Here is a 22,731-nt window from a genome sequence, read left to right as displayed (position 1 = left end):
TCGCGGGGCAAGCCCGCTCCCCGGGAGGGAGCGGGCGCGTGGTCAGCCCTGCTGTTCGGCCAGCTTGTCGGCCAGGCGCACGAAGGCGGCCAGGTCCAGCTGTTCGGGGCGCAGGCTGCCGTCGACACCGGCGGCTTCGATGGCCGCGCTGTCGAGCAGGCCTTTCAGGGTGTTGCGCAGGGTCTTGCGGCGCTGGTTGAACGCCTCGCGTACCACCTGTTCCAGCAGCCGGGCATCCTTGGCCGGGTGTGGCAGCACTTCGTGCGGCACCAGGCGGACGATGGCCGAGTCGACCTTCGGCGGTGGGTTGAAGGCGCCGGGGCCCACGTTGAACAGGTGCTCCACGCGGCAGTGGTATTGAACCATGATCGACAGGCGCCCCCAGTCACCGCCACCTGGGCCTGCAGCCATGCGCTCGACCACTTCCTTTTGCAGCATGAAGTGCATGTCGCGGATCAGCCCGGCATGGCTGAGCAGGTGGAAGATCAGCGGGGTGGAGATGTTGTAGGGCAGGTTGCCGACCACCTTGAGGCTGCGCGCGGGCACGCCCAGCTGGTTGAAGTCGAACTTCAGGGCATCGCCCTGGTGCAGGCGGAAGTTGTCGCGCCCGGCGAACTTGTGTTGCAGGATCGGCACCAGGTCCTTGTCCAGCTCCACCACGTCCAGCTGTGCGCCGCTGCCCAGCAGGCCCTCGGTCAGGGCACCCTGGCCCGGGCCGATTTCCAGCAGGTGTTCGCCGGCCTTGGCGTTGATCGCCCGCAGGATGCGATCGATGATTCCGGCGTCGTGCAGGAAGTTCTGGCCGAAGCGCTTGCGCGCCCGGTGTTGGTAGTGCTCGGTCATGGTCGGTTCTCGGCCATCTGGTAGGCGGTTTCCAGGGCGACGCGCAGGCTGCCGGTGTCGATCCGGCCGGTGCCGGCCAGGTCCAGGGCGGTGCCGTGGTCGACCGAGGTGCGGATGATCGGCAGGCCCAGCGTCACGTTGACCGCGGCGCCAAAGCCCTTGTACTTGAGTACGGGCAGGCCTTGGTCGTGGTACATCGCCAGCACCGCGTCGCAGTGCTCCAGATATTTGGGGGTAAACAGGGTATCGGCCGGCAGCGGACCGCGCAGGTCCATGCCTTCGGCGCGCAGGCGCTGCAGCGCCGGCTCGATGATGTCGATTTCTTCGCGGCCCAGGTGGCCGCCTTCTCCGGCATGCGGATTGAGCCCGCAGACCAGGATGCGTGGGTTGGCGATGCCGAACTTGTCGCGCATGTCCGCATGCAGGATGCGGGTGACGCGCTCCAGGCGTTCGCCGGTGATGGCGTCGGCGATATCGCGCAGGGGCAGGTGGGTGGTCACCAGGGCCACGCGTAGTCCTCGGGTCGCCAGCATCATCACCACTTGCGCGGTGTGGGTGAGGTCGGCGAGGAACTCGGTATGCCCGGAGAAGGCGATCCCGCTCTCGTTGATCACACCCTTGTGCACAGGGGCGGTGATCATCCCGGCGAACTGCCCGTCGAGGCAGCCCTGGCCGGCCCGGGTCAGCGTCTCCAGGACGAACGCGGCGTTGGCCTTGTCCAGCTGTCCGGCCACCACCGGGTTGGCCAGCGGCGTGTCCCAGACGTACAGGCTGCCGGCGGGAGCGGGCAGGCTGGGGAGGCTGTCGGGGGTGACGGGCAGCAGGCTGACGGCCAGCCCCAGCTGCGCGGCCCGCTCGGCGAGCAGGTCACGACTGGTGATGGCGATCAGGGGGTGGGGCTGGGCCTCGGCGGCGAGCAGCAGGCACAGGTCGGGACCTATGCCGGCCGGCTCGCCGGGCGTGACGGCGAAGCGCTGGGGCTTCACTGGGCGGCCTGGTCGGCGCCAGGCAGCTTGATTTCAACGTAGGCTTCGTCGCGGATCTGGCGCAGCCAGTTCTGCAGCTCTTCGTCGTACTTGCGGTTGCGCAGGACATTCATGGCCTGCTGCTCGCGCGCCTGCTCGGTGCTGTCGGTGGCGCGGCGGCCCAGCACTTCCAGCACATGCCAGCCGTATTGGGTCTTGAACGGCTTGGTCACCACGCCTTGCTGGGCGTTGGCCATCTGCTCGCGGAACTCCGGCACCAGGCTGTTCGGGTCGACCCAGTTGAGGTCGCCGCCGTTGAGCGCGGAGCCCGGGTCTTCCGAGAAGCTCTTCGCCAGTTCGGCGAAGTCTTCACCGTTCTGGATCCGGTCGTACAGACGCTCGGCCAATTGCTCGGTGGCGGCTTCGCTGCGGATCTCGCTCGGCTTGATCAGGATGTGGCGCACATGCACTTCGTCGCGCAGGATGCTCTCGCTACCGCCACGCTTCTCCTCGAGCTTGAGGATGATGAAGCCGTTGGGGATGCGGATCGGCTGGGTAATGTCACCAACGGCCATGCTGCTGAGCATCTTGGCAAAGTCAGGTGGCAGCTGGCCGGCCTTGCGCCAGCCCATCTCGCCGCCTTCCAGGGCGTTCTCGCTGGCGGAGCGCTCAATGGCCATCTGACCGAAGTCCTTGCCCTGCCGGAGTTGCTGGTAGACATCGCCGACCTGGCGGGCGGCGGCCTGGATGGCTTCCGAGTTGGCGCCTTCCGGGGTCGGGATAAGGATGTTGGCCAGGCGGTACTCTTCCGACATCTGCATCTTGCCCAGGTCCGAGTTGAGGAAGTTCTTCACTTCCTGCTCGGACACCTGGATACGCTCGGCCACGCGACGTTGACGTACGCGGCTGATGACCATCTCGCGCTTGATCTGCTCGCGGGCATCGTCGTACGACAGGCCATCGTGGGCCAGGGCGGCGCGGAACTGCTCCAGCGACATGCCATTGCGCTGGGCAATGGTGGCGACGGCCTGGTTCAGCTCTTCGTCGGTGATGCGGATGCCCGAGCGCTCGCCGATCTGCAGTTGCAGGTTTTCGACGATCAGGCGCTCCAGCACCTGCTGTTGCAGGGCGGCGGCAGGTGGCACACCGCCGCCACGCTTGGCGATGGTCTGCTGCACTTCGCGCACGCGCTGGTCCAGCTGGCTCTGCATGACCACGTCGTTGTCGACGGTGGCCACGATGCGGTCGATGGGCTGTACCGCGGCATGCACCGCGCCACTCAGCATTGCGGCGCCCAGCATCAGCGGGCGCAGACGATCAATAAGCTTGCTCTTCACGTGTACGGTAACCTTGAATGCCTTGGTCCAGGAACGATTCGACCTTGTTGCCGACTACACCACCGAGCCCTTTGAGCACGATCTGCAGGAAGATGCCGTGGTCGCCCTTCTCGTTGTTCGGGACGGCTTGGCTGAAGTCGTCGTAGTCGATCCAGTAGCGGTTGATCAGACGCAGTTTCCAGCAGCAGTTGTCATATTCGAAACCACCCATCGCTTCAAGGGTGCGGTTGCGGTTGTAGTCATGCTGCCAGCGACCGATCACGCTCCACTGCGGCACGATCGGCCAGATGACCGAGAAATCGTGCTGCTGGATCTTGTAGTAATCCTTGATGTAGTTCGGATCGCCAGGGGTGCCATAGTCACCACCGCCGACTTTCCAGAGGCCAGTCGCCGAATCGTAGGTGATCAGGTCGTTGCGATAGCGATAGCCAAGGTTGACGACCTTGTTCGGATTGTCTTCAGGCTGGTAGTGGAACATCGCGCTGCCCGAGCGGGTGCTGCGGCTGTCCGGGTCCCAGTTGAAGTCCGAGTTGAAGCGCCAGTCGCGGTTGAAGGCGTATTCGTATTCCAGTGCGTACGGCGAGACATCTGATTTGCTGTCCGAGCGGGTGCGATAGTCGATGCCAGGAAGTTGGACCTTGCGATCCTTGAAGTAGAACGCCTGGCCGATGCTGAAACGCTGGCGCTGGAAGCCATTGTCCTCGATCCAGCGGTTGGTCACGCCCAGCGACAGCTTGTTCTCGTCGCCGATGCGGTCGGTGCCACTGAAGCGGTTGTCGCGGAACAGCGAGGAATAGTTGAACGTGTTCTCGCCCGTGTCGAACAGTGGAATGTCTTTCTGGTCCTTGTACGGAACATAGAGGTAGAACAGCCGCGGTTCGAGGGTCTGGCGGTAGTTCGTACCGAACAGCTGGGTATTGCGGTCGAAGTAGAGGCCACTGTCGACACTGAAGATCGGAATGTCGCGGTTCAAAGAGCTGCTGTAGCTGCCGTAGGCGGGGTTCGCCGACTGCGCGATAGCCTGAGCCTTGCCTTGGCTATCCAGGTCCAGGTCGTAGTTGGTGTAGACGTACTTCAACTTCGGCGTGACGAAGCCATAGCTGGCTTGCATCGGCAGGCTGATCGCCGGGGCGAGGTTGAGGCGTGTGCCGTTGGCGCGAGCGATACCGGAAACGTTGTCGTCCAGGCGACGGCCAGGAATACCACCTGCGGAAGTGTCCGGATTGCCGTCCTTGTCCCTTACGAAATCGTTCTTCAGGTCACGGTCGAAGCGCACGGCCTCGGTCTCGTAGCTCAGATCGAAGCCGCCCGGATGGAACGGCAGCATGCCATTGAAGGTGACCTGCGGAAGCCTATCGTACGGGGTGATCTGCGAGATGGTCGCCATCTCGTAGGCATGCACGTTCAGGCCTGCGGTATAGCTGTCGCCCCGGTAGGTCAGTGTGCCGCGTTGGTTCAGGACGTCCCGGCTCTCTACGCCGATCTGGTCGGTTTCCAGGTCCTGGAAGTAGAACGGATCGCTGATGTCGGTGTAATCCACCTCGGTCATCAGGCGCTCGTCCAGGCCGCCCTTGTGCTGCCAGTTGACCATCCAGCGATCTTTCTTGTAATCGGTCTGCTTCTCGCGGTCGTCGTCCTGATCGCTCAGGAAACCACCGCCGAACTGGCCTTCGCTGGACTTGGTCAGGTAGCGGAACTCACCTTCCATCAGCATGCCGCGCTTGGCCATGTAGCGAGGGTACAACGTGGCGTCGTAGTTAGGCGCCAGGTTGAAGTAGTACGGCGTGACCAGCATGAAGCCGGTGTCGCTGCTGGAGCTGAACGACGGCGGCAGGAAGCCGGACTGGCGACGGTCGTCGATCGGGAAGTAGATGTACGGCGTGTAGAACACCGGGAAATCCTTGACCCGCAGCGTCACGTTGGTCGCGGTGCCGAAGCCGGTGGCCGGGTTCAGGGTGATGTTGTTGCCCTTGAGCTGCCACGCGTTGCTGCCCGGCTCACAGGTAGTATAGGTACCGTCCTTGAGGCGAATGATGGCGTTCTCGGCGCGCTTGGCGTACAGCGCGTTGCCGCGGATGTGCGACTTGTGCATCACGTATTCGGCGTTGTCGACCCGGGCTTCGCCGGTGTCGAGCTGGATCTGCGCCTCGTCGCCGACCACCAGCGAGCCGTTGTCGCGGATCTTGACGTTGCCCTTGAGCTCGCCCCGGTTCTCGGCCTGGTACAGGTTGGCCTCGTCGGCCTCGGCCTGCATGCTGCCCTGGCGCATGACCACGTCACCGGCGAGGGTGGCGATCTGCTGCTCCTGCTGGTACTTGGAGACCTTGGCGTTGATATAGGTGGGCGACTCGTCCTTGGGCGTGGAGTCGTTCATGCCCGGGCGGGTCGGCTCGATGTAGGCACCGCCGCAATACGGGCCGGTCTCGGCCAACTGCGCAGCGGTAAGCTTCTCGCGCGGGACCCAGTCCAGATGGCTGTAGTCTTCGCTGCGCGACTTCAGGCCACGGCCCTTGGCCTCGGTGACCAGCATCGGCTTCTCGGCCTCGGTCGCGGCGACCTCGCCAGGCGCTTCGGCGCCCGAGCTGGCAGCGGCAGCGCCCGGATGTACCGGGCGCGGAGGCAGGTTGGCGGTGGTCTTGGGCTTGCAGTCCCAGCCACCGGCGGCGGACACTTGGCAGTCGAACTGCTCGGCCGCCACCACGTACGACGTGGCCAGGGGTTGCAGGGCCAGCAGACCGCCAGTCACCAACAACGGAAACTTCCTACGAAACGCGGGGGATTTCAATGCCATCTTATTAGTCCGGGCTTCCTGCGTGCCATCTGCCCGCGTGTGGGGGCCGCACGCCTCTCGATGGTCTGAAAAAGATGCTGGATAATAAAGCATGACCCGCTTGACGGCTAGGGCCGTCGGAGAACCCTCGTAATGCCCGATCACGATGTACGCCTGCAACAACTGACCGCCTGGCTCGCCGGGCAACTGGAGAGCCTGTTCCGTAGCAACGCCTGGGGCGAAGTGCCTACCGGCAGCCTGACCGCCGCCAGCAGCGATGCGAGTTTCCGCCGTTATTTCCGCTGGGAGGGCGCTGGCCACAGCTTCGTGATCATGGATGCGCCGCCGCCGCAGGAGAACTGCCGCCCGTTCGTCGATATCGACCACCTGCTGGCCACGGCGGGCGTGAACGTGCCGGTCATTCATGCACAGGACCTGGAACGTGGCTTCCTGCTGCTGGGCGATCTGGGCCGCCAGACATACCTGGACATCATTGATTCGGACAACGCCGACGCACTGTTCGCCGATGCCATCGATGCGCTGCTGGCGTTCCAGCGCCTGCCAATGGACGCGCCACTGCCCAGCTACGATGATGCCCTGCTGCGCCGCGAGGTGGAGCTGTTCCCCGAGTGGTACGTGGGCCGTGAGCTCGGCCTGACCTTCAGCGAAGCGCAGCAGGCCACCTGGCAACGGGTCAGCCAGGTGCTGATCGACAGCGCCCTGGCCCAGCCAAAGGTGCTGGTGCACCGCGACTACATGCCGCGCAACCTGATGCACAGCGCCCCCAACCCGGGCGTGCTGGATTTCCAGGATGCCGTCTACGGCCCGGTGACCTACGACATCACCTGCCTGTTCAAGGATGCCTTCCTCAGCTGGCCGCAGCGGCGCGTGGAGGGCTGGCTGCGTGGCTATTGGGAAAAGGCCCGCGCCGCCGGTATCCCGGTGCAGTCCGAGTTTGAAGCATTCCACCGCGCCAGCGACCTGATGGGCGTGCAGCGCCACCTCAAGGTCATCGGTATCTTTGCCCGTATCTGCCACCGTGACGGCAAGCCGCGCTATCTCACCGACGTGCCGCGCTTCTTCGCCTATATAGATGAAGTGATCGCTCGCCGCCCCGAACTGGCCGAGCTGGGGCAACTGATTGCCGAGCTCAAGGGCGAGGCGCGTTCATGAAGGCAATGATCCTGGCGGCAGGCAAGGGCGAGCGCATGCGCCCGCTGACCCTGCATACGCCCAAGCCGCTGGTGCCCGCCGCCGGCAAGCCGTTGATCGAGTATCACCTCGAGGCGCTGGCCCGCGCCGGTATTCGTGAAGTGGTCATCAACCATGCCTGGCTCGGCCAGCAGATCGAGGACCATCTGGGCGATGGCAGCCGCTTCGGCCTGCGCATTCGCTACTCGGCGGAGGGCGAGCCACTGGAAACCGGTGGCGGGATCTTCAAGGCGTTGCCCCTGCTGGGGGATGCGCCGTTCCTGTTGGTCAACGGTGATGTCTGGACCGACTACGACTTCACTGGCCTGAATGCTCCCCTGCAAGGGCTGGCACACCTGGTACTGGTGGACAATCCCGGTCATCACGGACGTGGCGACTTCCGCCTGGCGGATGGCCAGGTGAGCGATGGTGACGACGCCCCGGGAACGCTGACCTTCAGCGGTATCTCGGTGCTGGACCCGGTGCTGTTCGAAGGCTGCCAGCCCGGCGCGTTCAAGCTGGCCCCGTTGCTGCGCAAGGCCATGGCCGACGGTCGAGTGAGTGGTGAGCACTACCGTGGCCACTGGATCGATGTCGGCACCCTCGAGCGCCTGGCCGATGTCGAGCGCCTGATCGGCGAGCGTGCCTGACATGTGGTGGCCGAGCACAGTGATTGGTGCCGGTGCCGGTTTCGCCGTGGCCAGCATTCCGGGTGCGTTGCTGGGGGCGTTGCTGGGACAGGCCATGGATCGGCGTCTGCGACTGCAGGGCTGGGAGGATGTACGCGAGCGTCTGGGCGGTCGCCCGGCGCTGCGTGACGAGGAGCTGCTGTTCGTCCTGCTCGGGCGCCTGGCCAAGAGCGATGGCCGGGTGGTCGAGGGGCATATCCAGCAGGCGCGTCAGGAAATGTCGCGTCTGGACCTGGCGGAGCCTGCGCGGATGCGGGCGATTGCCGCGTTCAACCGCGGCAAGTCGGGCAAGGGGCGGCTGGGACACTACCTGCGCCGTATCAAGCTGCAGCCTCATGGCCCCGAGGGTACCTTGCGTGCCTGCTGGCGGATGGTCTGGGCCGATGGCAAGGCAGGTCGCCAGGAGCGTGACCTGTTGCTGGGCTGGGGGCAGCAGTTGGGCCTCAGTCGCAACCAGGTGCAGGCCATGTCGCTGGAATATGAACCGCGCAAATCGGCGATCGAAGGCGGTGCCATGACCTATGCGGCGGCATTGAGGCTGCTGGGGGTGGAGCCGGACACCGAGGCGGACAAGGTCAAGCAGGCCTATCGACGTTTGCTCAGCCGGCATCACCCGGACAAGTTGGTGGGCAGCGGTGCCAGTGAGGCCAAGGTGCGCGAGGCGACCGAGCATACCCGCGAGTTGCATCAGGCCTATGCCATGATTCGCAAGCGGCGCGGGCTTTAGGTTTGCCATCGTGGGGCAGGCCCGCTCCCAGATTGTTGGAGTTGGCTTGTCCCTCGATACGCCTCACTCTTCCTTGGGCTTCAGCCAGCCGCGCACCCGGCGCAACAATTGCTCCTGCTCGGCGGCCTTGTTGCCCGGAACGACCATCAGCGACAGCTGCCGGTACTGGCTGTTTTTCTCGCGCTTGCTGGCTTGCAGGCGCTGTTGGGCGGCCTGGCGATCCTGGGTTCGGGTTGTGTAGTACAGATCCGCCGTCGGCACCTTCAAAGTCGACGTCACGCCCAGCAGGTCGTGCTCCACCCTTGCCGGCGTCTGTGCGGCGACCATCACCAGCTTCTGTACCTGGGGCGGCTGCTTCTCGCTGAGGTAGCGCGCGGCCCAGTACGCGCCACTGCCGTTGCCCAGCAGCACGATGCTGCGCGCTTTCTGCTGCTGGGCATAGGCCACGGCGGCGTCGAGGCGTGCGAAGATGCGTTGGGCATCCTCCTCGCTGGTGTGCTCGTCGGCCTCTACCGCGTCGGTGCTGTCGGCCGCGTCCGCCTCGGGCGCAGTGGCCTGGGCGACATTGGCGTTGGCATCGGCTGGTGTGTCCTTGGCCGGGGCCGACTCGCCTTCTTCCTTTTTCGGTGCGATCACCGGCTTGGCTTCGACACGGGCCTGCGGGCGTTCTGCCAGCAGGTCGGGCAGGCTCACGCTCAGGGTGCTCCATCCGACATCGGGGAAGCCACGGCGCAGCGGGCCGACGGTGGTTGGCCAGTCGGCGCTTTCGCCGGCACCGGGCACAATGATCAGCGCGCCTTGCGGATCGCTGTCGTTGGCCGGCCTCCACAGCGCCAAGAAGTGCTCGCCATTGGCCTGCAAGGTCTGTTGCTCGGCCTTGGGCACCTGGCGCTCCAGGGCCAGGGCGTCGTCCTGGCTACGTTCGAGCAGCGGTGGACGGGGAGCAGGGGTGGCCGCTTCTGTGGCGGCCTGCGGTGCTTCGGCGTCGGCGGCCTGAGCGCCGAGCGGCAGGAGCGAAGCCAGGCAGAACATTGCCAGCGTCGTGCGATAAAGTGTGAACATCGATCAATCCAAGGCCAGAATCATACCGGCAGCCTAATGGTATTTGCCCGCGACGGCCACGCCAGGCGGCCGTCATTGCCAAGACGAGCGTAGAGATGAAGCGAGTGTGTTGCCTGTGGGTTATCGGCTGGTTGTGTCTACCCTTGATCGCCCTGGCAAAGCCGCAGGCGCCGCCACCTGTGGTGCTGGAGCCGGCCCAGCAGCAGTGGCTGGATGAGCACCGCGGCCTGCGCGTCGGCCTGGTGCTGCAGGCCCCCTATGCCCAGTTCGACCGCCGTCTGCAGCAATTCTACGGGGCCAACGTCGAACTGGTCGGTGCCCTGTCCCAGGCATTACGGCTGGATCTGACCTGGCGCGGCTTCCCGGACCAGGCCGCGCTGGAGCACGCATTGCAGGCGGGCGAGATCGATTTCGCCCCGGGCCTGACCCAGACCCCCGCCAGCCTGCGGCTGTGGCTGTTCAGTGACCCTTACATGCGTGTGCCGCAACTGGTGGTCGGGATGCGCAGTGGCGCGGTGGCCGTGGATCTGGAGAAACTGACCGCCAACGAGCGGGTGGCTGTGCGCATGCCAGGAGCCCTTGCGGACTACCTGCGGAGCAATTACGGCAATCTCAACCTGCAGGGCGTACCCAATGAGCGGGAGGCGCTGCAGCTGGTGCTGGGCGGGCAGGCCAGCTTCGCCGTGTTGGATGAGGCGCAGCTGAGCCGGCTTTCCCGCGAAGGTGAGTTTGCAGACCTGGCGGTGGTGGGCGATATCGGCTTGCCGCAGTTGCTGCGGGTCGGCTCGCGACGTGACTGGCCCGTGCTCGCCGATATCCTCGAACGCGCCTTGCAGGCCCTGCCGGCCAAGACCTTGGAGCAAATGCACCAGCGCTGGCTGCAGCCCAAGTACCCGCGTTTCTCCGAGTCGGCCGGCTTCTGGCAGAACCTGGCCCTGCTGTTCGGCCTGCTGCTGCTGTGTGCCCTGGCCACCCTGTTCTGGCAGCGTCGCCAGCAGCGCGGCCTGGAGCGGGGCTTGCTGGCGGCCCGCGAGAGCCTGGTGGAGCGTCAGGTGCGCGAGGAGGCCTTGCGCCTGAGCCAGTTCTCCATCGACCAGAGCACGGTGGGCATCCTCTGGGTCAACTGGGACAGCCATGTGCGCTACGCCAACCATGCCGCCGAGCGTATGCTGGGCTTCGCCGAGGGGGCGTTGCTGGAGCGGCCGCTGGTCGATATCGAGCCGAACCTGAAGATGGATCGCTGGCTGGAGCTGTGGAAGCGCGCCCGCACCGGGGGCGACAGTGAGCAGCAGTTCGAAAGCCAGTGCCGGCGCGCCGATGGCAGTCTGTTTCCGGTCGAGTTGTCGCTGTCGTTCCTGCGTTTTCGCGATGCGGAGTACCTGGTGGTGTTCCTCGCCGATATCACTGAGCGCCGGCGCGACCTGGCCGCGTTGCGCGAAAGCGAGGCAAGGCTCAAGGGTATTGCCGGCAATGTGCCGGGGCTGGTGTTCCGCCTGGAGCGTGATCCGGCCGAGGGCGACCCGGAGTTCCCCTACATCAGCGAAGGCAGCGAGGCGCTGGTCGGCTATACCCCAGCGGCGATCCAGCACCCGCAGATGGGGCTGCGCAACCTGGTCCATCCCGAGGACCGCGCCGACTATCACCGGGTCCAGGACCTGGCCCTGGCCAGCGACCGGGATTGGTCGTGGCAGGGCCGTATCCTCACCCGCCAGGGCGAACAGCGCTGGGCCGACATCAAGGCGACCACGCGGCGCCTGGCCGATGGGCGCATGGTGTGGGATGGTGTGGTCTGGGACATCACCCAGGGCAAGCAGGCCGAGCTGGCCCTGGCCGCCTCCCAGGAGCAGCTGCGCGAATTGTCGGCGCATCTGGAAAGCGTGCGCGAGGAGGAAAAGGCCCGCATCGCCCGCGAGGTGCACGACGAGCTGGGGCAGATGCTCACGGTGCTCAAGCTGGAAGTGTCGATGTGCGAGCTGGCCTACGCCGAGCTGGATGCCGGGCTGCATGAGCGCCTGGCTAGCATGAAGCGTCTGATCGCCCAACTGTTCCAACTGGTGCGTGACGTCGCCACTGCGTTGCGCCCGCCGATTCTCGATGCCGGAATCGCCTCGGCCATCGAGTGGCAGGCACGGCGTTTCGAGGCCCGCACGCAGATCCCCTGCCTGGTCGAGGTCCCGGAGCAACTGCCACCCTTGAGCGATGCGAAGGCCATCGGCCTGTTCCGCATCCTCCAGGAAGCGCTGACCAACGTCATGCGCCATGCCCGGGCGCACACCGTGCAGATCGCCCTGGTCGAGGAGGGCGGGCAGTTGCGCATGACGGTTATCGACGATGGCGTGGGATTCGCCGTCGATGCGGCCCGGCCGACTTCGTTCGGCCTGGTGGGAGTGCGTGAGCGCGTGCTGATGCTGGGCGGCGACATGACCCTGGAAAGCGAGCCCGGCGAAGGCACCAGCCTGAGCGTGGCGATTCCTTTGGCGTAGGAGAGAACGATCGTGATTCGAGTGCTGGTGGCGGAAGACCACACCATCGTCCGTGAGGGCATCAAGCAGTTGATTGGCCTGGCCAAGGACATGCAGGTCGCCGGCGAGGCGGGCAACGGCGAGCAGTTGCTTGAGACCCTGCGCCATACCCCCTGCGAGGTGGTGCTGCTGGATATCTCCATGCCAGGCGTGAACGGCCTGGAGGCCATCCCGCGGATCCTGGCATTGAACAACCCGCCGGCGATCCTGATGCTGTCGATGCACGACGAGGCGCAAATGGCTGCGCGCGCGCTGAAGGCCGGGGCGGCGGGCTATGCCACCAAGGACAGCGACCCGGCGCTGCTGCTCACTGCGATTCGCCGGGTTGCCGGGGGCGGGCGCTATATCGACCCGAGCCTGGCCGACCGCATGGTCTTCGAGGTGGGGCTGACCGAAACCCGGCCCCTGCACACGCTGCTTTCCGAGCGTGAGTTCTCGGTGTTCGAGCGCCTGGCCCAGGGCGCCAACGTCAATGACATCGCCCAGCAGCTGGCGCTGTCGAACAAGACCATCAGCACGCACAAGGCGCGCTTGATGCAGAAACTCAAGGTCAACTCGCTGGCAGAGCTGGTGAAGTACGCGATGGAGCACAAGCTGCTCTGATTGCGACATGCCCGGTTTTGTAGGTGCGGCCTTGCCGAGGCGTCGGACTGGCCGGAAAGGGCCGCAGAGCAGCCCCAGCAGTATGGGCTCTAAGTTGAAGCCCGGGGCGGCCTCGCGGCCCATTCGCGGCACAAGGCCGCTCCTACAAGGGAATGTGTCTGTCCTGAAAGCGCCATCCTTGTAGGGCAATCCCTACAGCAAGTCTTCCATCCGGATGATGGCAATCTCTCACCCCCCCCGATTTGCGGGCGCTTGCGCCTCTTCTACGCTGTGCCCACGCAGTCATTCCAACAAGAAGGTGCAGGGCATGAGCGAGGCGAATTCGAACGAGACTCTGGTCAGCTTCCGAGGTGTACAGAAGAGCTACGACGGCGAATCGCTGATCGTCAAGGACCTCAACCTGGACATCCGCAAGGGCGAGTTCCTGACCCTGCTCGGCCCGTCCGGCTCGGGCAAGACCACCAGCCTGATGATGCTGGCCGGCTTCGAGACCCCCACCGCCGGAGAGATCCAACTGGCCGGGCGCTCGATCAACAACGTGCCGCCGCACAAGCGCGACATCGGCATGGTGTTCCAGAACTACGCGCTGTTCCCGCACATGACCGTGGCCGAGAACCTGGCCTTTCCGCTGAGCGTGCGCAACCTGAGCAAGACCGACATCAGCGAGCGGGTCAAGCGCGTGCTCGGCATGGTCCAGCTCGACGCCTTCGCCAAGCGCTACCCGGGCCAGCTCTCCGGCGGCCAGCAGCAGCGCGTGGCCTTGGCCCGTGCCCTGGTGTTCGAGCCGCAGCTGGTGCTGATGGACGAACCGCTCGGCGCCCTGGACAAGCAACTGCGCGAACACATGCAGATGGAGATCAAGCATATCCACCAGCGCCTGGGCGTGACCGTGGTCTACGTGACCCACGACCAGGGCGAGGCGCTGACCATGTCCGACCGGGTGGCAGTGTTCCACCAGGGCGAGATCCAGCAGATCGCCGACCCGCGCACTCTCTACGAAGAACCGCGCAACACCTTCGTCGCCAACTTCATCGGCGAGAACAACCGCCTCAGCGGCACCTTGCTGGCCAGTGACGGCAATCGTTGCCAGGTGCAGCTGGCCCGGGGCGAGCGGGTCGAGGCGCTGGCGGTGAACGTCGGCCAGGCCGGCGAGCCGGTGACCCTGTCGATCCGCCCGGAGCGCGTGCGCCTGAACGGCCACAGCGAACGTTGCGTGAACCGCTTCTCCGGCCGGGTGGCCGAGTTCATCTACCTGGGCGACCACGTGCGGGTGCGCCTTGAGGTCTGCGGCAAGGCCGATTTCTTCGTCAAGCAGCCGATCGCCGAGCTCGATCCGGCCCTGGCCGTGGGCGATGTGGTACCGCTGGGCTGGGAGGTGGAGCACGCCCGCGCGCTCGATCCGATTGCCGAAGCCCATTGATGGTTTGCTTCACCAACCCTGAACTGTGGAGAGAATAATAATGCGCAAGCAGTTGAAACTGACCGCCCTGGCCCTTGGCCTGTTCGCTGCCGGGCAGGCCCTGGCGGCCGACCTGAACGTGATCTCCTTTGGCGGCGCCAACAAGGCGGCCCAGACCAAGGCGTTCTACGAGCCGTGGGAGAAGGCTGGCAAGGGCAAGATCGTCGCCGGTGAGTACAACGGCGAGATGGCCAAGGTGAAGGCCATGGTCGATACCAAGAGCGTGTCCTGGAACCTTGTGGAGGTCGAATCGCCAGAGCTGGCCCGTGGATGCGACGAAGGCATGTTCGAGGAACTCGATCCGGCCCTGTTCGGTGACGAGGGCGACTATGTACCAGGCGCCATCCAGCCATGCGGCGTCGGTTTCTTCGTGTGGTCCACGGTGATGGCCTACAACGCTGACAAACTTAAGACTGCTCCGACCAGTTGGGCTGACTTCTGGGACACCAAGAAATTCCCGGGCAAGCGCGGCCTGCGCAAGGGCGCCAAGTACACCCTCGAGTTCGCCCTGATGGCTGACGGCGTCGCGCCGAAAGAGGTGTACAAGGTGCTCGGCACCAAGGAAGGCCAGGACCGCGCCTTCAAGAAGCTCGACGAACTCAAGCCGAGCATCCAGTGGTGGGAAGCCGGCGCCCAGCCGCCGCAGTACCTGGCCTCGGGTGACGTGGTCATGAGCTCGGCCTACAACGGTCGTATTGCCGCGGTGCAGAAAGAAAGCAACCTCAAGGTCGTGTGGAACGGCGGCATCTACGACTTCGACGCCTGGGCCATCCCGAAAGGCGCCAAGGATGTGGAAGAGGCGAAGAAATTCATCGCCTACACCGTCCAGCCCGAGCAGCAGAAGACTTACTCCGAGAACATTGCCTACGGCCCGGCCAATTCCAAGGCCGTCCCGCTGCTGGCCGATGCGGTGAAGAAGGACATGCCGACCACGCCTGAGAACATCGCCAACCAGGTGCAGATCGACGTGGCTTTCTGGGCCGACAACAGCGAGCAGTTGGAGCAACGCTTCAACGCCTGGGCGGCGAAGAAGTAACCCTGTAGGAGCGGCCTTGTGTCGCGATGGGGCGCGTAGCGACCCCGGGATCTGGGCATCGTGCATGCTCGCCGGGGCTGCTTCGCAGCCCATCGCAACGCAAGGCCGCTTCCACAGAGTCCGCGCCAACCCAGTAGGTAACGTGCGGCCTGATAGTCCCCACCCCTGTTTCCCCCGGAGTTAGCCATGGCCATTGCAGTGCCCCTCAACGAAGGCGCGGGTAAAAGCCTCAAGCAGCGCCTCAAGCATGCCGAGCGGGTCAACCGCTGGAAGGCCCAGGCGTTGATCGCGCCGTTGGCGCTGTTCCTCCTGCTGGTGTTCCTGGTGCCGATCGCGGCGCTGCTGTACAAGAGCGTCGGCAACCCCGAGGTGGTCGCCGGCCTGCCGCGCACCGTCGAGGCGGTGGCGCAGTGGGATGGCAAGAGCCTGCCCGGCGAGGAGGTCTACAAGGCCCTGAGCCAGGACCTGGCCGAGTCGCGCAAGAACCAGACCTTGGGCGACCTCTCGAAGCGCCTGAACATGGAGCTGGCCGGCTACCGCAGCCTGGTGGCCAAGACCGCGCGGGCACTGCCGTTCAAGGCCGAGCCCGCGTCCTATAAAGATGCCCTGCAAGCGCTGGACGAACGTTGGGGCGACCCGGCCTACTGGCAGGCGATCCGCCGCAACACCAGCACGCTCACCTCTTTCTACCTGCTGGCCTCCGTTGATCATCGCATCGACGACCTCGGTGAACTGGCCAAGGCCACGCCGGACCAGGCCATCTACCTGGATATCTTCGCTCGCACCCTGTGGATGGGCGTGGTGATCACCGCCATTTGCCTGGTGCTGGCCTATCCATTGGCGTACTTGCTGGCCAACCTGCCGACCCGGCAAAGCAACCTGCTGATGATCCTGGTGCTGCTGCCGTTCTGGACCTCGATCCTGGTGCGGGTGGCAGCGTGGATCGTATTGCTGCAGTCGGGTGGCCTGATCAACAGCGCGCTGATGGCCATCGGCATCATCGACCAACCGCTGGAACTGGTGTTCAACCGCACCGGCGTGTACATCTCGATGGTGCACATCCTGCTGCCGTTCATGATCCTGCCGTTGTACAGCGTGATGAAGGGCATCTCGCCCAGCTACATGCGGGCGGCGATTTCCCTGGGTTGCCATCCCTTCGCCAGTTTCTGGCGGGTGTACTTCCCGCAGACCTATGCCGGTGTCGGTGCCGGTTGCCTGCTGGTGTTCATCCTGGCCATCGGCTACTACATCACCCCGGCGCTGCTGGGCAGCCCGAACGACCAGATGGTCAGCTACTTCGTTGCCTTCTACACCAACACCAGCATCAACTGGGGCATGGCCACCGCCTTGGGCGGGCTGTTGCTGCTGGCGACCGTGCTGCTGTACCTGATCTATAGCTGGCTGGTCGGCGCCAGCCGTCTGCGCCTTAGCTGAGGAGCCTTGTCATGCTGAGCCCCTACATGTCGCCCGTGGAACGGGTGTGGTTCTACAGCCTGCGCATCCTGTGCGGTCTGATCCTGTTGTTCCTGGTACTGCCGGTGCTGGTGATCATCCCGCTGTCGTTCAACAGCGGGAGCTTCCTGGTGTATCCACTGCAAGGTTTTTCGCTGCACTGGTACCAGGACTTCTTCGCCTCCGCCGAATGGATGCGCGCCCTGAAGAACAGCATCATCGTGGCTCCGGCGGCCACGGTGCTGGCCATGGTGTTTGGCACCCTGGCGGCGATCGGCCTGACTCGGGGCGACTTCCCCGGCAAGTCGCTGGTGATGGCGCTGGTGATCTCGCCAATGGTGGTGCCGGTGGTGATCATCGGCGTGGCCAGCTACCTGTTCTTCGCCCCATTGGGCATGGGCAACAGCTTCACCTCGCTGATCCTGGTGCACGCGGTGCTGGGCGTGCCGTTCGTGATCATCACCGTGTCGGCGACGCTGCAGGGTTTCAACTACAACCTGGTGCGCGCGGCAGCCAGCCTGGGGGCCTCGCCTTTGCTGGCCTTCCGTCGGGTGACCTTGCCGCTGATCGCCCCCGGGGTGATCTCCGGGGCGTTGTTCGCCTTCGCCACGTCGTTCGATGAGGTGGTGGTGACCCTGTTCCTCGCAGGGCCTGAGCAGGCAACCCTGCCGCGGCAGATGTTCAGCGGCATACGCGAGAACCTGAGCCCGACCATCGCGGCGGCGGCCACCTTGCTGATTGCCTTCTCGGTGATCCTGCTGCTGACCCTGGAATGGCTGCGCGGGCGTAGCGAGAAGCTCAGGACCCAGCAGCCGGCCTGACTGCCGCGAAAAGGGGCGCATGGCGCCCCCTGTCGGGCGCCTGTTGATACCGATCAGCCCTCATCGGCTTCCCTGAGTTACAATGCGCGCCACCGTGATTCTGCCCAACAGGTGCGCCATGCAGCCCTACGCTATTGCCCCCTCCATTCTGTCCGCCGATTTCGCCCGCCTGGGCGAGGACGTCGACAAGGTCCTGGCCGCCGGGGCCGACATCGTCCACTTCGATGTCATGGACAACCACTACGTGCCCAACCTGACCATCGGCCCGATGGTCTGCAGCGCCCTGCGCAAGTACGGCGTGACCGCGCCGATCGACGTGCACCTGATGGTCAGCCCGGTCGACCGCATCATCGGCGACTTCATTGAAGCTGGCGCCACCTACATCACCTTCCACCCGGAAGCCAGCCAGCACATCGACCGCTCGTTGCAACTGATCCGCGACGGCGGCTGCAAGGCTGGCCTGGTGTTCAACCCGGCCACCGGCCTGGATGCGCTGAAGTACGTGATGGACAAGGTCGACATGGTCCTGTTGATGAGCGTCAACCCTGGCTTCGGCGGGCAGAAGTTCATCCCCGGCACCCTCGACAAGCTGCGCGAGGCCCGCGCCCTGATCGATGCCAGCGGCCGCGACATCCGCCTGGAGATCGACGGTGGCGTCAACGTAGGCAACATCCGCGAGATCACCGCCGCCGGCGCTGACACCTTCGTGGCCGGTTCGGCGATCTTCAACGCCCCGGACTACAAGGAAGTCATCGACAAGATGCGTGCCGAAATGGCGCTGGCACGCGCATGAGCGGCTTCGAGCAGCTGTTCCCGGGGACACTGCCCAGGCTGGTGATGTTCGATCTGGATGGCACCCTGATCGACTCGGTACCCGACCTGGCCGCAGCCGTCGACCGCATGCTGCTCGAACTCGGGCGCCCGCCCGCAGGCCTAGAGGCGGTGCGCCACTGGGTCGGCAATGGTGCCCAGGTGCTGGTGCGCCGTGCCCTGGCCGGCGATATCGATCACGCCGCGGTGGACGACGAGCTGGCCGAGCGCGCGCTGGCGCTGTTCATGGAAGCCTATGCCGACAACCATGAACTCACCGTGGTCTACCCCGGCGTGCGCGACACCCTGCGCTGGCTGCGCAAGCAGGGCGTGGAGATGGCGCTGATCACCAACAAGCCCGAGCGCTTCGTCGCCCCCTTGCTCGACCAGATGAAGATCGGTCGCTACTTCCGCTGGATCATCGGCGGCGACACCCTGGCGCAGAAGAAGCCCGACCCGGCGGCGCTGCTGTTCGTCATGAAGATGGCCGGTGTCAGCGCCGAACAATCGCTGTTTGTCGGCGATTCGCGCAGCGACGTGCTGGCGGCCAAGGCCGCCGGCGTCCAGTGCGTCGGCCTGAGCTACGGCTACAACCATGGCCGGCCGATCGACGACGAGTCGCCCAGCCTGGTCATCGACGACCTGCGCCTGCTGCTGCCCGGTTGCTTAGTCACCGACACTGGGATAACGTTGGCGGACCTTCAAGCCCCGCAAAGCAGAGACAACAACGTGGTGGTTACCGGCAAATTCTGGATGAAAGTCATCAAGGCACTGGCCCGCTGGCGCTGGCGCGCCTGACTTCTGCCCACCGGCGCCTGCCGGTACATCCGTTTGCCCGCTCCCCATTGCTGCTTGCCCCGAGGCTACACATGACCCGCGAAGAATTCCTGCGCCTGGCCGCTGCCGGCTACAACCGCATTCCCCTGGCCTGCGAAACCCTGGCCGACTTCGACACCCCGCTGTCGATCTACCTGAAGCTGGCCGACCAACCCAACTCCTACCTGCTCGAGTCCGTGCAGGGCGGTGAGAAGTGGGGCCGCTATTCGATGATCGGCCTGCCGTCGCGCACCGTGCTGCGCGTGCACGGTTACCACGTCAGCATCCTGCAGGATGGCGTCGAGGTGGAAAGCCACGACGTCGAGGATCCGCTGGCCTTCGTCGAGGCGTTCAAGGATCGCTACAAGGTCGCCGACATTCCTGGCTTGCCACGTTTCAACGGTGGCCTGGTGGGCTATTTCGGCTACGACTGCGTGCGCTATGTGGAAAAACGCCTGGGTGCCAGCCCCAACCCGGACCCACTGGGGGTACCGGATATCCTGCTGATGGTCTCCGATGCCGTGGTGGTGTTCGACAACCTGGCGGGCAAGATGCACGCCATCGTGCTGGTCGACCCGGCCGAGACGCAGGCCTTCGAGCAAGGGCAGGCCCGCCTGCAGGGGCTTCTGGATACCCTGCGCCAGCCGATCACCCCGCGCCGTGGCCTGGACCTGAGCGGGCCGATGGCCGCCGAGCCGGCATTCCGCTCCAGCTACACACAAGCCGACTACGAAAGCGCCGTGGGCCGCATCAAGGAGTACATCCTGGCCGGCGACTGCATGCAGGTGGTGCCGTCCCAGCGCATGTCCATCGACTTCAAGGCCGCGCCCATCGACCTGTACCGGGCGCTGCGCTGCTTCAACCCGACGCCGTACATGTACTTCTTCAACTTCGGCGACTTCCATGTGGTCGGCAGTTCGCCGGAAGTGCTGGTGCGTGTCGAGGACAACCTGGTCACCGTGCGGCCGATCGCCGGCACCCGCCCGCGCGGGGCCACCGAAGAAGCCGACCGGGCGCTGGAAGACGACCTGCTGTCGGACGACAAGGAAATCGCCGAGCACCTGATGCTCATCGACTTGGGCCGCAACGACGTGGGCCGTGTGTCGGCCACCGGCAGCGTGCGCCTGACCGAGAAAATGGTGATCGAGCGTTACTCGAACGTCATGCATATCGTGTCCAACGTCACCGGCCAGCTGGATGAGGGGCTGACGGCCATGGACGCGCTGCGGGCGATCCTGCCGGCCGGTACCCTTTCCGGCGCGCCGAAGATCCGTGCCATGGAGATCATCGACGAGCTGGAGCCGGTCAAGCGCGGCGTCTACGGTGGCGCTGTGGGCTACTTTGCCTGGAACGGCAACATGGACACCGCCATCGCCATTCGTACCGCGGTGATCAAGGACGGCGAACTGCATGTGCAGGCCGGTGGTGGCATCGTCGCCGACTCGGTGCCGGCGCTTGAGTGGGAAGAAACCATCAACAAGCGCCGGGCGATGTTCCGCGCGGTGGCACTGGCCGAGCAGACCTCCAAGTAAATGGATCGGGGCCGCAACGCGGCCCCGACAACTCAGAAGTCCAGGCTCAACGCCACGCTCACGCCCTGCTGGCGCAACTCATCACTCTTGCGCCAGTTGTAGTTCCCCCGCAGGTTCACCCCCGGCACCAGCTCATGGGTCAGCCCCAGGCTGGCGCGGGTCAGGTTGCTGTGCGGCGTATAGCCGGTCAAGGTGAAGTCGTTCGCCGGCAGGCTGGTCAGGTGCATGCGCAAGTCCTGCTGGTCGTCTTCGAACTCGTGCTCGCGGGCCACCTCGGCAAACAGCCTGGTCGTCGGCAGGAACTGCACGCTTCCCAGCAGGCCGGCCCCCAGCCGGCGTGACGTACGCTCCTGATCGTCGAAGCCGAGCGCCGTGGAGCGGCCGCTCTTCTCGTCATACCCATCGACCTTGACCCGCGCATAGTCGGCGCTGATGAACGGCGCCAGTTGCCAGCGGCTGCTCTCGGCCGCCAGGTTGTAGCCCACCCGGCCGGTGACGGCCCAGGCCTCGCCATCGCTGTCGCCTTTCTCGCTGCGCTCACCAACGCCCAGGGCGAAGGTGCGCTTGAGGTCGCGATAGTCCAGGTGCCCGGCGGTCAGTGCCGTGTCGGCCCACCAGCGATCCTGACGGAACTGGGCGAAGGCGCTGGCCAGGTAGCTGTCGAGCTTGTAGTCGGAATCTTCCTGGCCGGCCTCGAGCTTTTGCCGGTACACGCCCGCCGCCAGCCCCACGCGCCAGGCGTCATCCAGCCGATAGCTGCCGCCGAGGGTCAGGTTGTAGCCGCGCCCGTCGCCACTGGCTGCGCTGCGCTGGCTGCCGAAGTCCAGGTCCTGGCCGCCGGTGGCGACGAACGCCTGCCATTGACCGACCGCCTGCCAGGGCGTCTGCCACTGGTTGCGCAGCTCATCCTGATGGGCGCGGAGGCTGGCGTGGGCGATTTCCGGTAGCAGCGTCAGCTCCCAGGGCGCGGCGAGGATCGAATAGGCATAGTCGGCAATCAGTTGCTGGCCGGCGATGGTCGGGTGCACCGAGTCGTTGAACAGCAGCCGGCTCGGGTCCGGCGTCGTGCCGTTCGCCCCGTAGACCGGGTTGCCCACGCAGCCGTCGCCGCTGTAGCAGGTGCCGACCAGGTTCTGCTCGGCGGCCAGGCCGAACTGTGCCGGGCTGGACAGTGCCTCGCGCAGCAGTGCCGGGACATTCAGCGGGATGATCTCGGCGTCGATCTGCCCGAGCCGGTTGACCAGCGACTGGTTGAACACGCTGGAAAGCTGCGACAGCGGTCCTTGCTGGGGCGTGCCGCTGAAGTTCGGAGTCTGTCCCAGGTCCGGCAGCAACCAGACCATGATGTAGCGCGCGCCGCCCTGTTGCAGCGCCTGGGCGCTGGCCGCCAGGCGGGCACCGGCGGCGGCCGCGTCGGCGGGGCTGTTGACCAGGCCCTGGAGGAAGTCGTTGCCGCCACCGGTCAGGTAGTACAGGGCATTGGGATCGGCCCGCAGGCCGTTGGCCAGGTAGCCGTCACGCTCGCGCAGCACGGTACCCGCGCCGGGGCGACCGGGGGGGATGACGGCTTGCGAGGTGTCGGTGATCGAGTCGAGGATCTGCTGCGTGGTGTAGCCGCCCACGGCCCAGTTGTTGCCGTCCGGCGTGCCTTGCAGCTGGTTGGTCAGCGACGTCGAGGGTCCCAGGCTGGTCCCGGAAAAGCCTAGCCTGCCACCCAGGATCATCGGCGACACCGGCGCGTAGTTGCCATTGGCATCGCGGTTGGTGAAGCGCATGCCTGGCGTACCGCCGGTCAGGTCGGGGAACTGCCCGGCGTCGCTGAGGCTGTCACCGAAGACGATGAGCGACGCATAGGGGGAGGGCGCGGCCATGATAGCCTGGCTGCAGGCGAGGGCGAGCATGCCGAGGGTCGCGTGCAGGAAGAGGGTCTTGCGCATGCATGAATATCCTTTTCGTTGTTTTTATGAAGGCAAGCCGCATGACCATAGCAAATCGCCGGTCTTTGCCCAGCATGGCAATGGTTTCCCCGTGTTTAGGGGCATATTGCACCCGCCGCCCCGGTAGGTTACTGTCCCGAAACGTATGAACGAGACCTA

Annotated in this window: 18 protein-coding genes; 12 read left to right on the top strand and 6 right to left on the bottom strand. The window is 65.3% G+C overall.

From position 1 onward, the window contains the following. Positions 1 to 42 precede the first annotated feature (42 nt). Genes rsmA through ACVWZ5_RS17500 form a run of 4 tightly spaced genes read right to left on the bottom strand, consistent with a single transcriptional unit; the run spans position 43 to position 5,936 of the window. Positions 43 to 843: a 16S rRNA (adenine(1518)-N(6)/adenine(1519)-N(6))-dimethyltransferase RsmA gene (gene rsmA, locus ACVWZ5_RS17515; protein WP_062575388.1), complete on the bottom strand. Its 801-nt coding sequence runs from the start codon at positions 841 to 843 to the stop codon at positions 43 to 45. Then, positions 840 to 1,829 (bottom strand): 4-hydroxythreonine-4-phosphate dehydrogenase PdxA, encoded by a 990-nt coding sequence (gene pdxA, locus ACVWZ5_RS17510; RefSeq protein WP_062575387.1) that lies wholly within the window; start codon positions 1,827 to 1,829, stop codon positions 840 to 842. Before pdxA ends, rsmA begins: the two co-directional genes overlap by 4 nt. Further along, the gene (locus tag ACVWZ5_RS17505) at positions 1,826 to 3,145 is read right to left on the bottom strand and encodes a peptidylprolyl isomerase (RefSeq protein ID WP_081100353.1); all 1,320 of its coding nucleotides are present in this window, start codon (positions 3,143 to 3,145) and stop codon (positions 1,826 to 1,828) included. Before ACVWZ5_RS17505 ends, pdxA begins: the two co-directional genes overlap by 4 nt. Then, positions 3,126 to 5,936: an LPS-assembly protein LptD gene (locus tag ACVWZ5_RS17500; RefSeq protein WP_096049218.1), complete on the bottom strand. Its 2,811-nt coding sequence runs from the start codon at positions 5,934 to 5,936 to the stop codon at positions 3,126 to 3,128. The genes ACVWZ5_RS17505 and ACVWZ5_RS17500 overlap by 20 nt, the downstream gene beginning before the upstream one ends. Positions 5,937 to 6,068: 132 nt before the next feature. Between ACVWZ5_RS17500 and ACVWZ5_RS17495 the strand changes: the two genes are divergently transcribed. Genes ACVWZ5_RS17495 through ACVWZ5_RS17485 form a run of 3 tightly spaced genes read left to right on the top strand, consistent with a single transcriptional unit; the run spans position 6,069 to position 8,522 of the window. Beyond that, on the top strand, positions 6,069 to 7,088 hold the full coding sequence (locus tag ACVWZ5_RS17495) for an aminoglycoside phosphotransferase family protein (protein WP_457340756.1): 1,020 nt from the start codon (positions 6,069 to 6,071) through the stop codon (positions 7,086 to 7,088). Next, the gene (gene murU, locus ACVWZ5_RS17490; protein WP_028689027.1) at positions 7,085 to 7,756 is read left to right on the top strand and encodes an N-acetylmuramate alpha-1-phosphate uridylyltransferase MurU; all 672 of its coding nucleotides are present in this window, start codon (positions 7,085 to 7,087) and stop codon (positions 7,754 to 7,756) included. The genes ACVWZ5_RS17495 and murU overlap by 4 nt, the downstream gene beginning before the upstream one ends. Position 7,757: 1 nt before the next feature. Then, complete coding sequence (locus ACVWZ5_RS17485; RefSeq protein ID WP_028689026.1) at positions 7,758 to 8,522, top strand: TerB family tellurite resistance protein; 765 nt, start codon at positions 7,758 to 7,760, stop codon at positions 8,520 to 8,522. Positions 8,523 to 8,585: 63 nt separating this feature from the next. On the opposite strand, the gene ACVWZ5_RS17480 is transcribed toward ACVWZ5_RS17485, so the two are convergent. Beyond that, positions 8,586 to 9,584, bottom strand: a complete 999-nt coding sequence (locus ACVWZ5_RS17480) for an alpha/beta hydrolase family protein (RefSeq protein WP_062575383.1) — start codon at positions 9,582 to 9,584, stop codon at positions 8,586 to 8,588. Between the two features lie 95 nt (positions 9,585 to 9,679). On the opposite strand from ACVWZ5_RS17480, the gene ACVWZ5_RS17475 reads away from it, so the two are divergent. The 9 genes from ACVWZ5_RS17475 to trpE all read left to right on the top strand — a co-directional run bounded on the left by ACVWZ5_RS17475 (position 9,680) and on the right by trpE (position 20,635). Beyond that, a complete protein-coding gene (locus ACVWZ5_RS17475; RefSeq protein WP_084942027.1) occupies positions 9,680 to 12,067 on the top strand; it encodes a PAS domain-containing sensor histidine kinase in 2,388 nt (795 codons plus the stop codon). 9 nt (positions 12,068 to 12,076) lie between these two features. Further along, positions 12,077 to 12,709 carry a response regulator gene (locus tag ACVWZ5_RS17470; protein WP_172402406.1) on the top strand — a complete coding sequence of 211 codons (633 nt, stop codon included), beginning with the start codon at positions 12,077 to 12,079 and terminating at the stop codon, positions 12,707 to 12,709. A gap of 307 nt (positions 12,710 to 13,016) precedes the next feature. Further along, on the top strand, positions 13,017 to 14,129 hold the full coding sequence (locus ACVWZ5_RS17465) for an ABC transporter ATP-binding protein (RefSeq protein WP_062575380.1): 1,113 nt from the start codon (positions 13,017 to 13,019) through the stop codon (positions 14,127 to 14,129). Positions 14,130 to 14,169: 40 nt separating this feature from the next. Further along, positions 14,170 to 15,204 (top strand): ABC transporter substrate-binding protein, encoded by a 1,035-nt coding sequence (locus tag ACVWZ5_RS17460; protein WP_062575379.1) that lies wholly within the window; start codon positions 14,170 to 14,172, stop codon positions 15,202 to 15,204. Between the two features lie 186 nt (positions 15,205 to 15,390). After that, positions 15,391 to 16,638: an ABC transporter permease gene (locus ACVWZ5_RS17455; RefSeq protein ID WP_062575378.1), complete on the top strand. Its 1,248-nt coding sequence runs from the start codon at positions 15,391 to 15,393 to the stop codon at positions 16,636 to 16,638. Between the two features lie 11 nt (positions 16,639 to 16,649). After that, entirely contained in the window at positions 16,650 to 17,477 is an 828-nt protein-coding gene (locus ACVWZ5_RS17450) for an ABC transporter permease (protein WP_028689019.1), read from the top strand. Positions 17,478 to 17,595: 118 nt separating this feature from the next. Continuing rightward, a complete protein-coding gene (gene rpe, locus ACVWZ5_RS17445) occupies positions 17,596 to 18,270 on the top strand; it encodes a ribulose-phosphate 3-epimerase (protein WP_028689018.1) in 675 nt (224 codons plus the stop codon). After that, entirely contained in the window at positions 18,267 to 19,085 is an 819-nt protein-coding gene (locus ACVWZ5_RS17440; RefSeq protein WP_028689017.1) for a phosphoglycolate phosphatase, read from the top strand. The genes rpe and ACVWZ5_RS17440 overlap by 4 nt, the downstream gene beginning before the upstream one ends. Positions 19,086 to 19,156: 71 nt before the next feature. Continuing rightward, the gene (gene trpE, locus ACVWZ5_RS17435; RefSeq protein WP_084942025.1) at positions 19,157 to 20,635 is read left to right on the top strand and encodes an anthranilate synthase component I; all 1,479 of its coding nucleotides are present in this window, start codon (positions 19,157 to 19,159) and stop codon (positions 20,633 to 20,635) included. Between the two features lie 32 nt (positions 20,636 to 20,667). On the opposite strand, the gene estP is transcribed toward trpE, so the two are convergent. Continuing rightward, entirely contained in the window at positions 20,668 to 22,572 is a 1,905-nt protein-coding gene (gene estP / locus ACVWZ5_RS17430; RefSeq protein WP_457340755.1) for an esterase EstP, read from the bottom strand. Between the last annotated feature and the right edge of the window lie 159 nt (positions 22,573 to 22,731).

This window comes from Pseudomonas sp. TE6283 (assembly GCF_054060555.1).
This window is presented reverse-complemented; position numbering and strand designations above follow the sequence as displayed.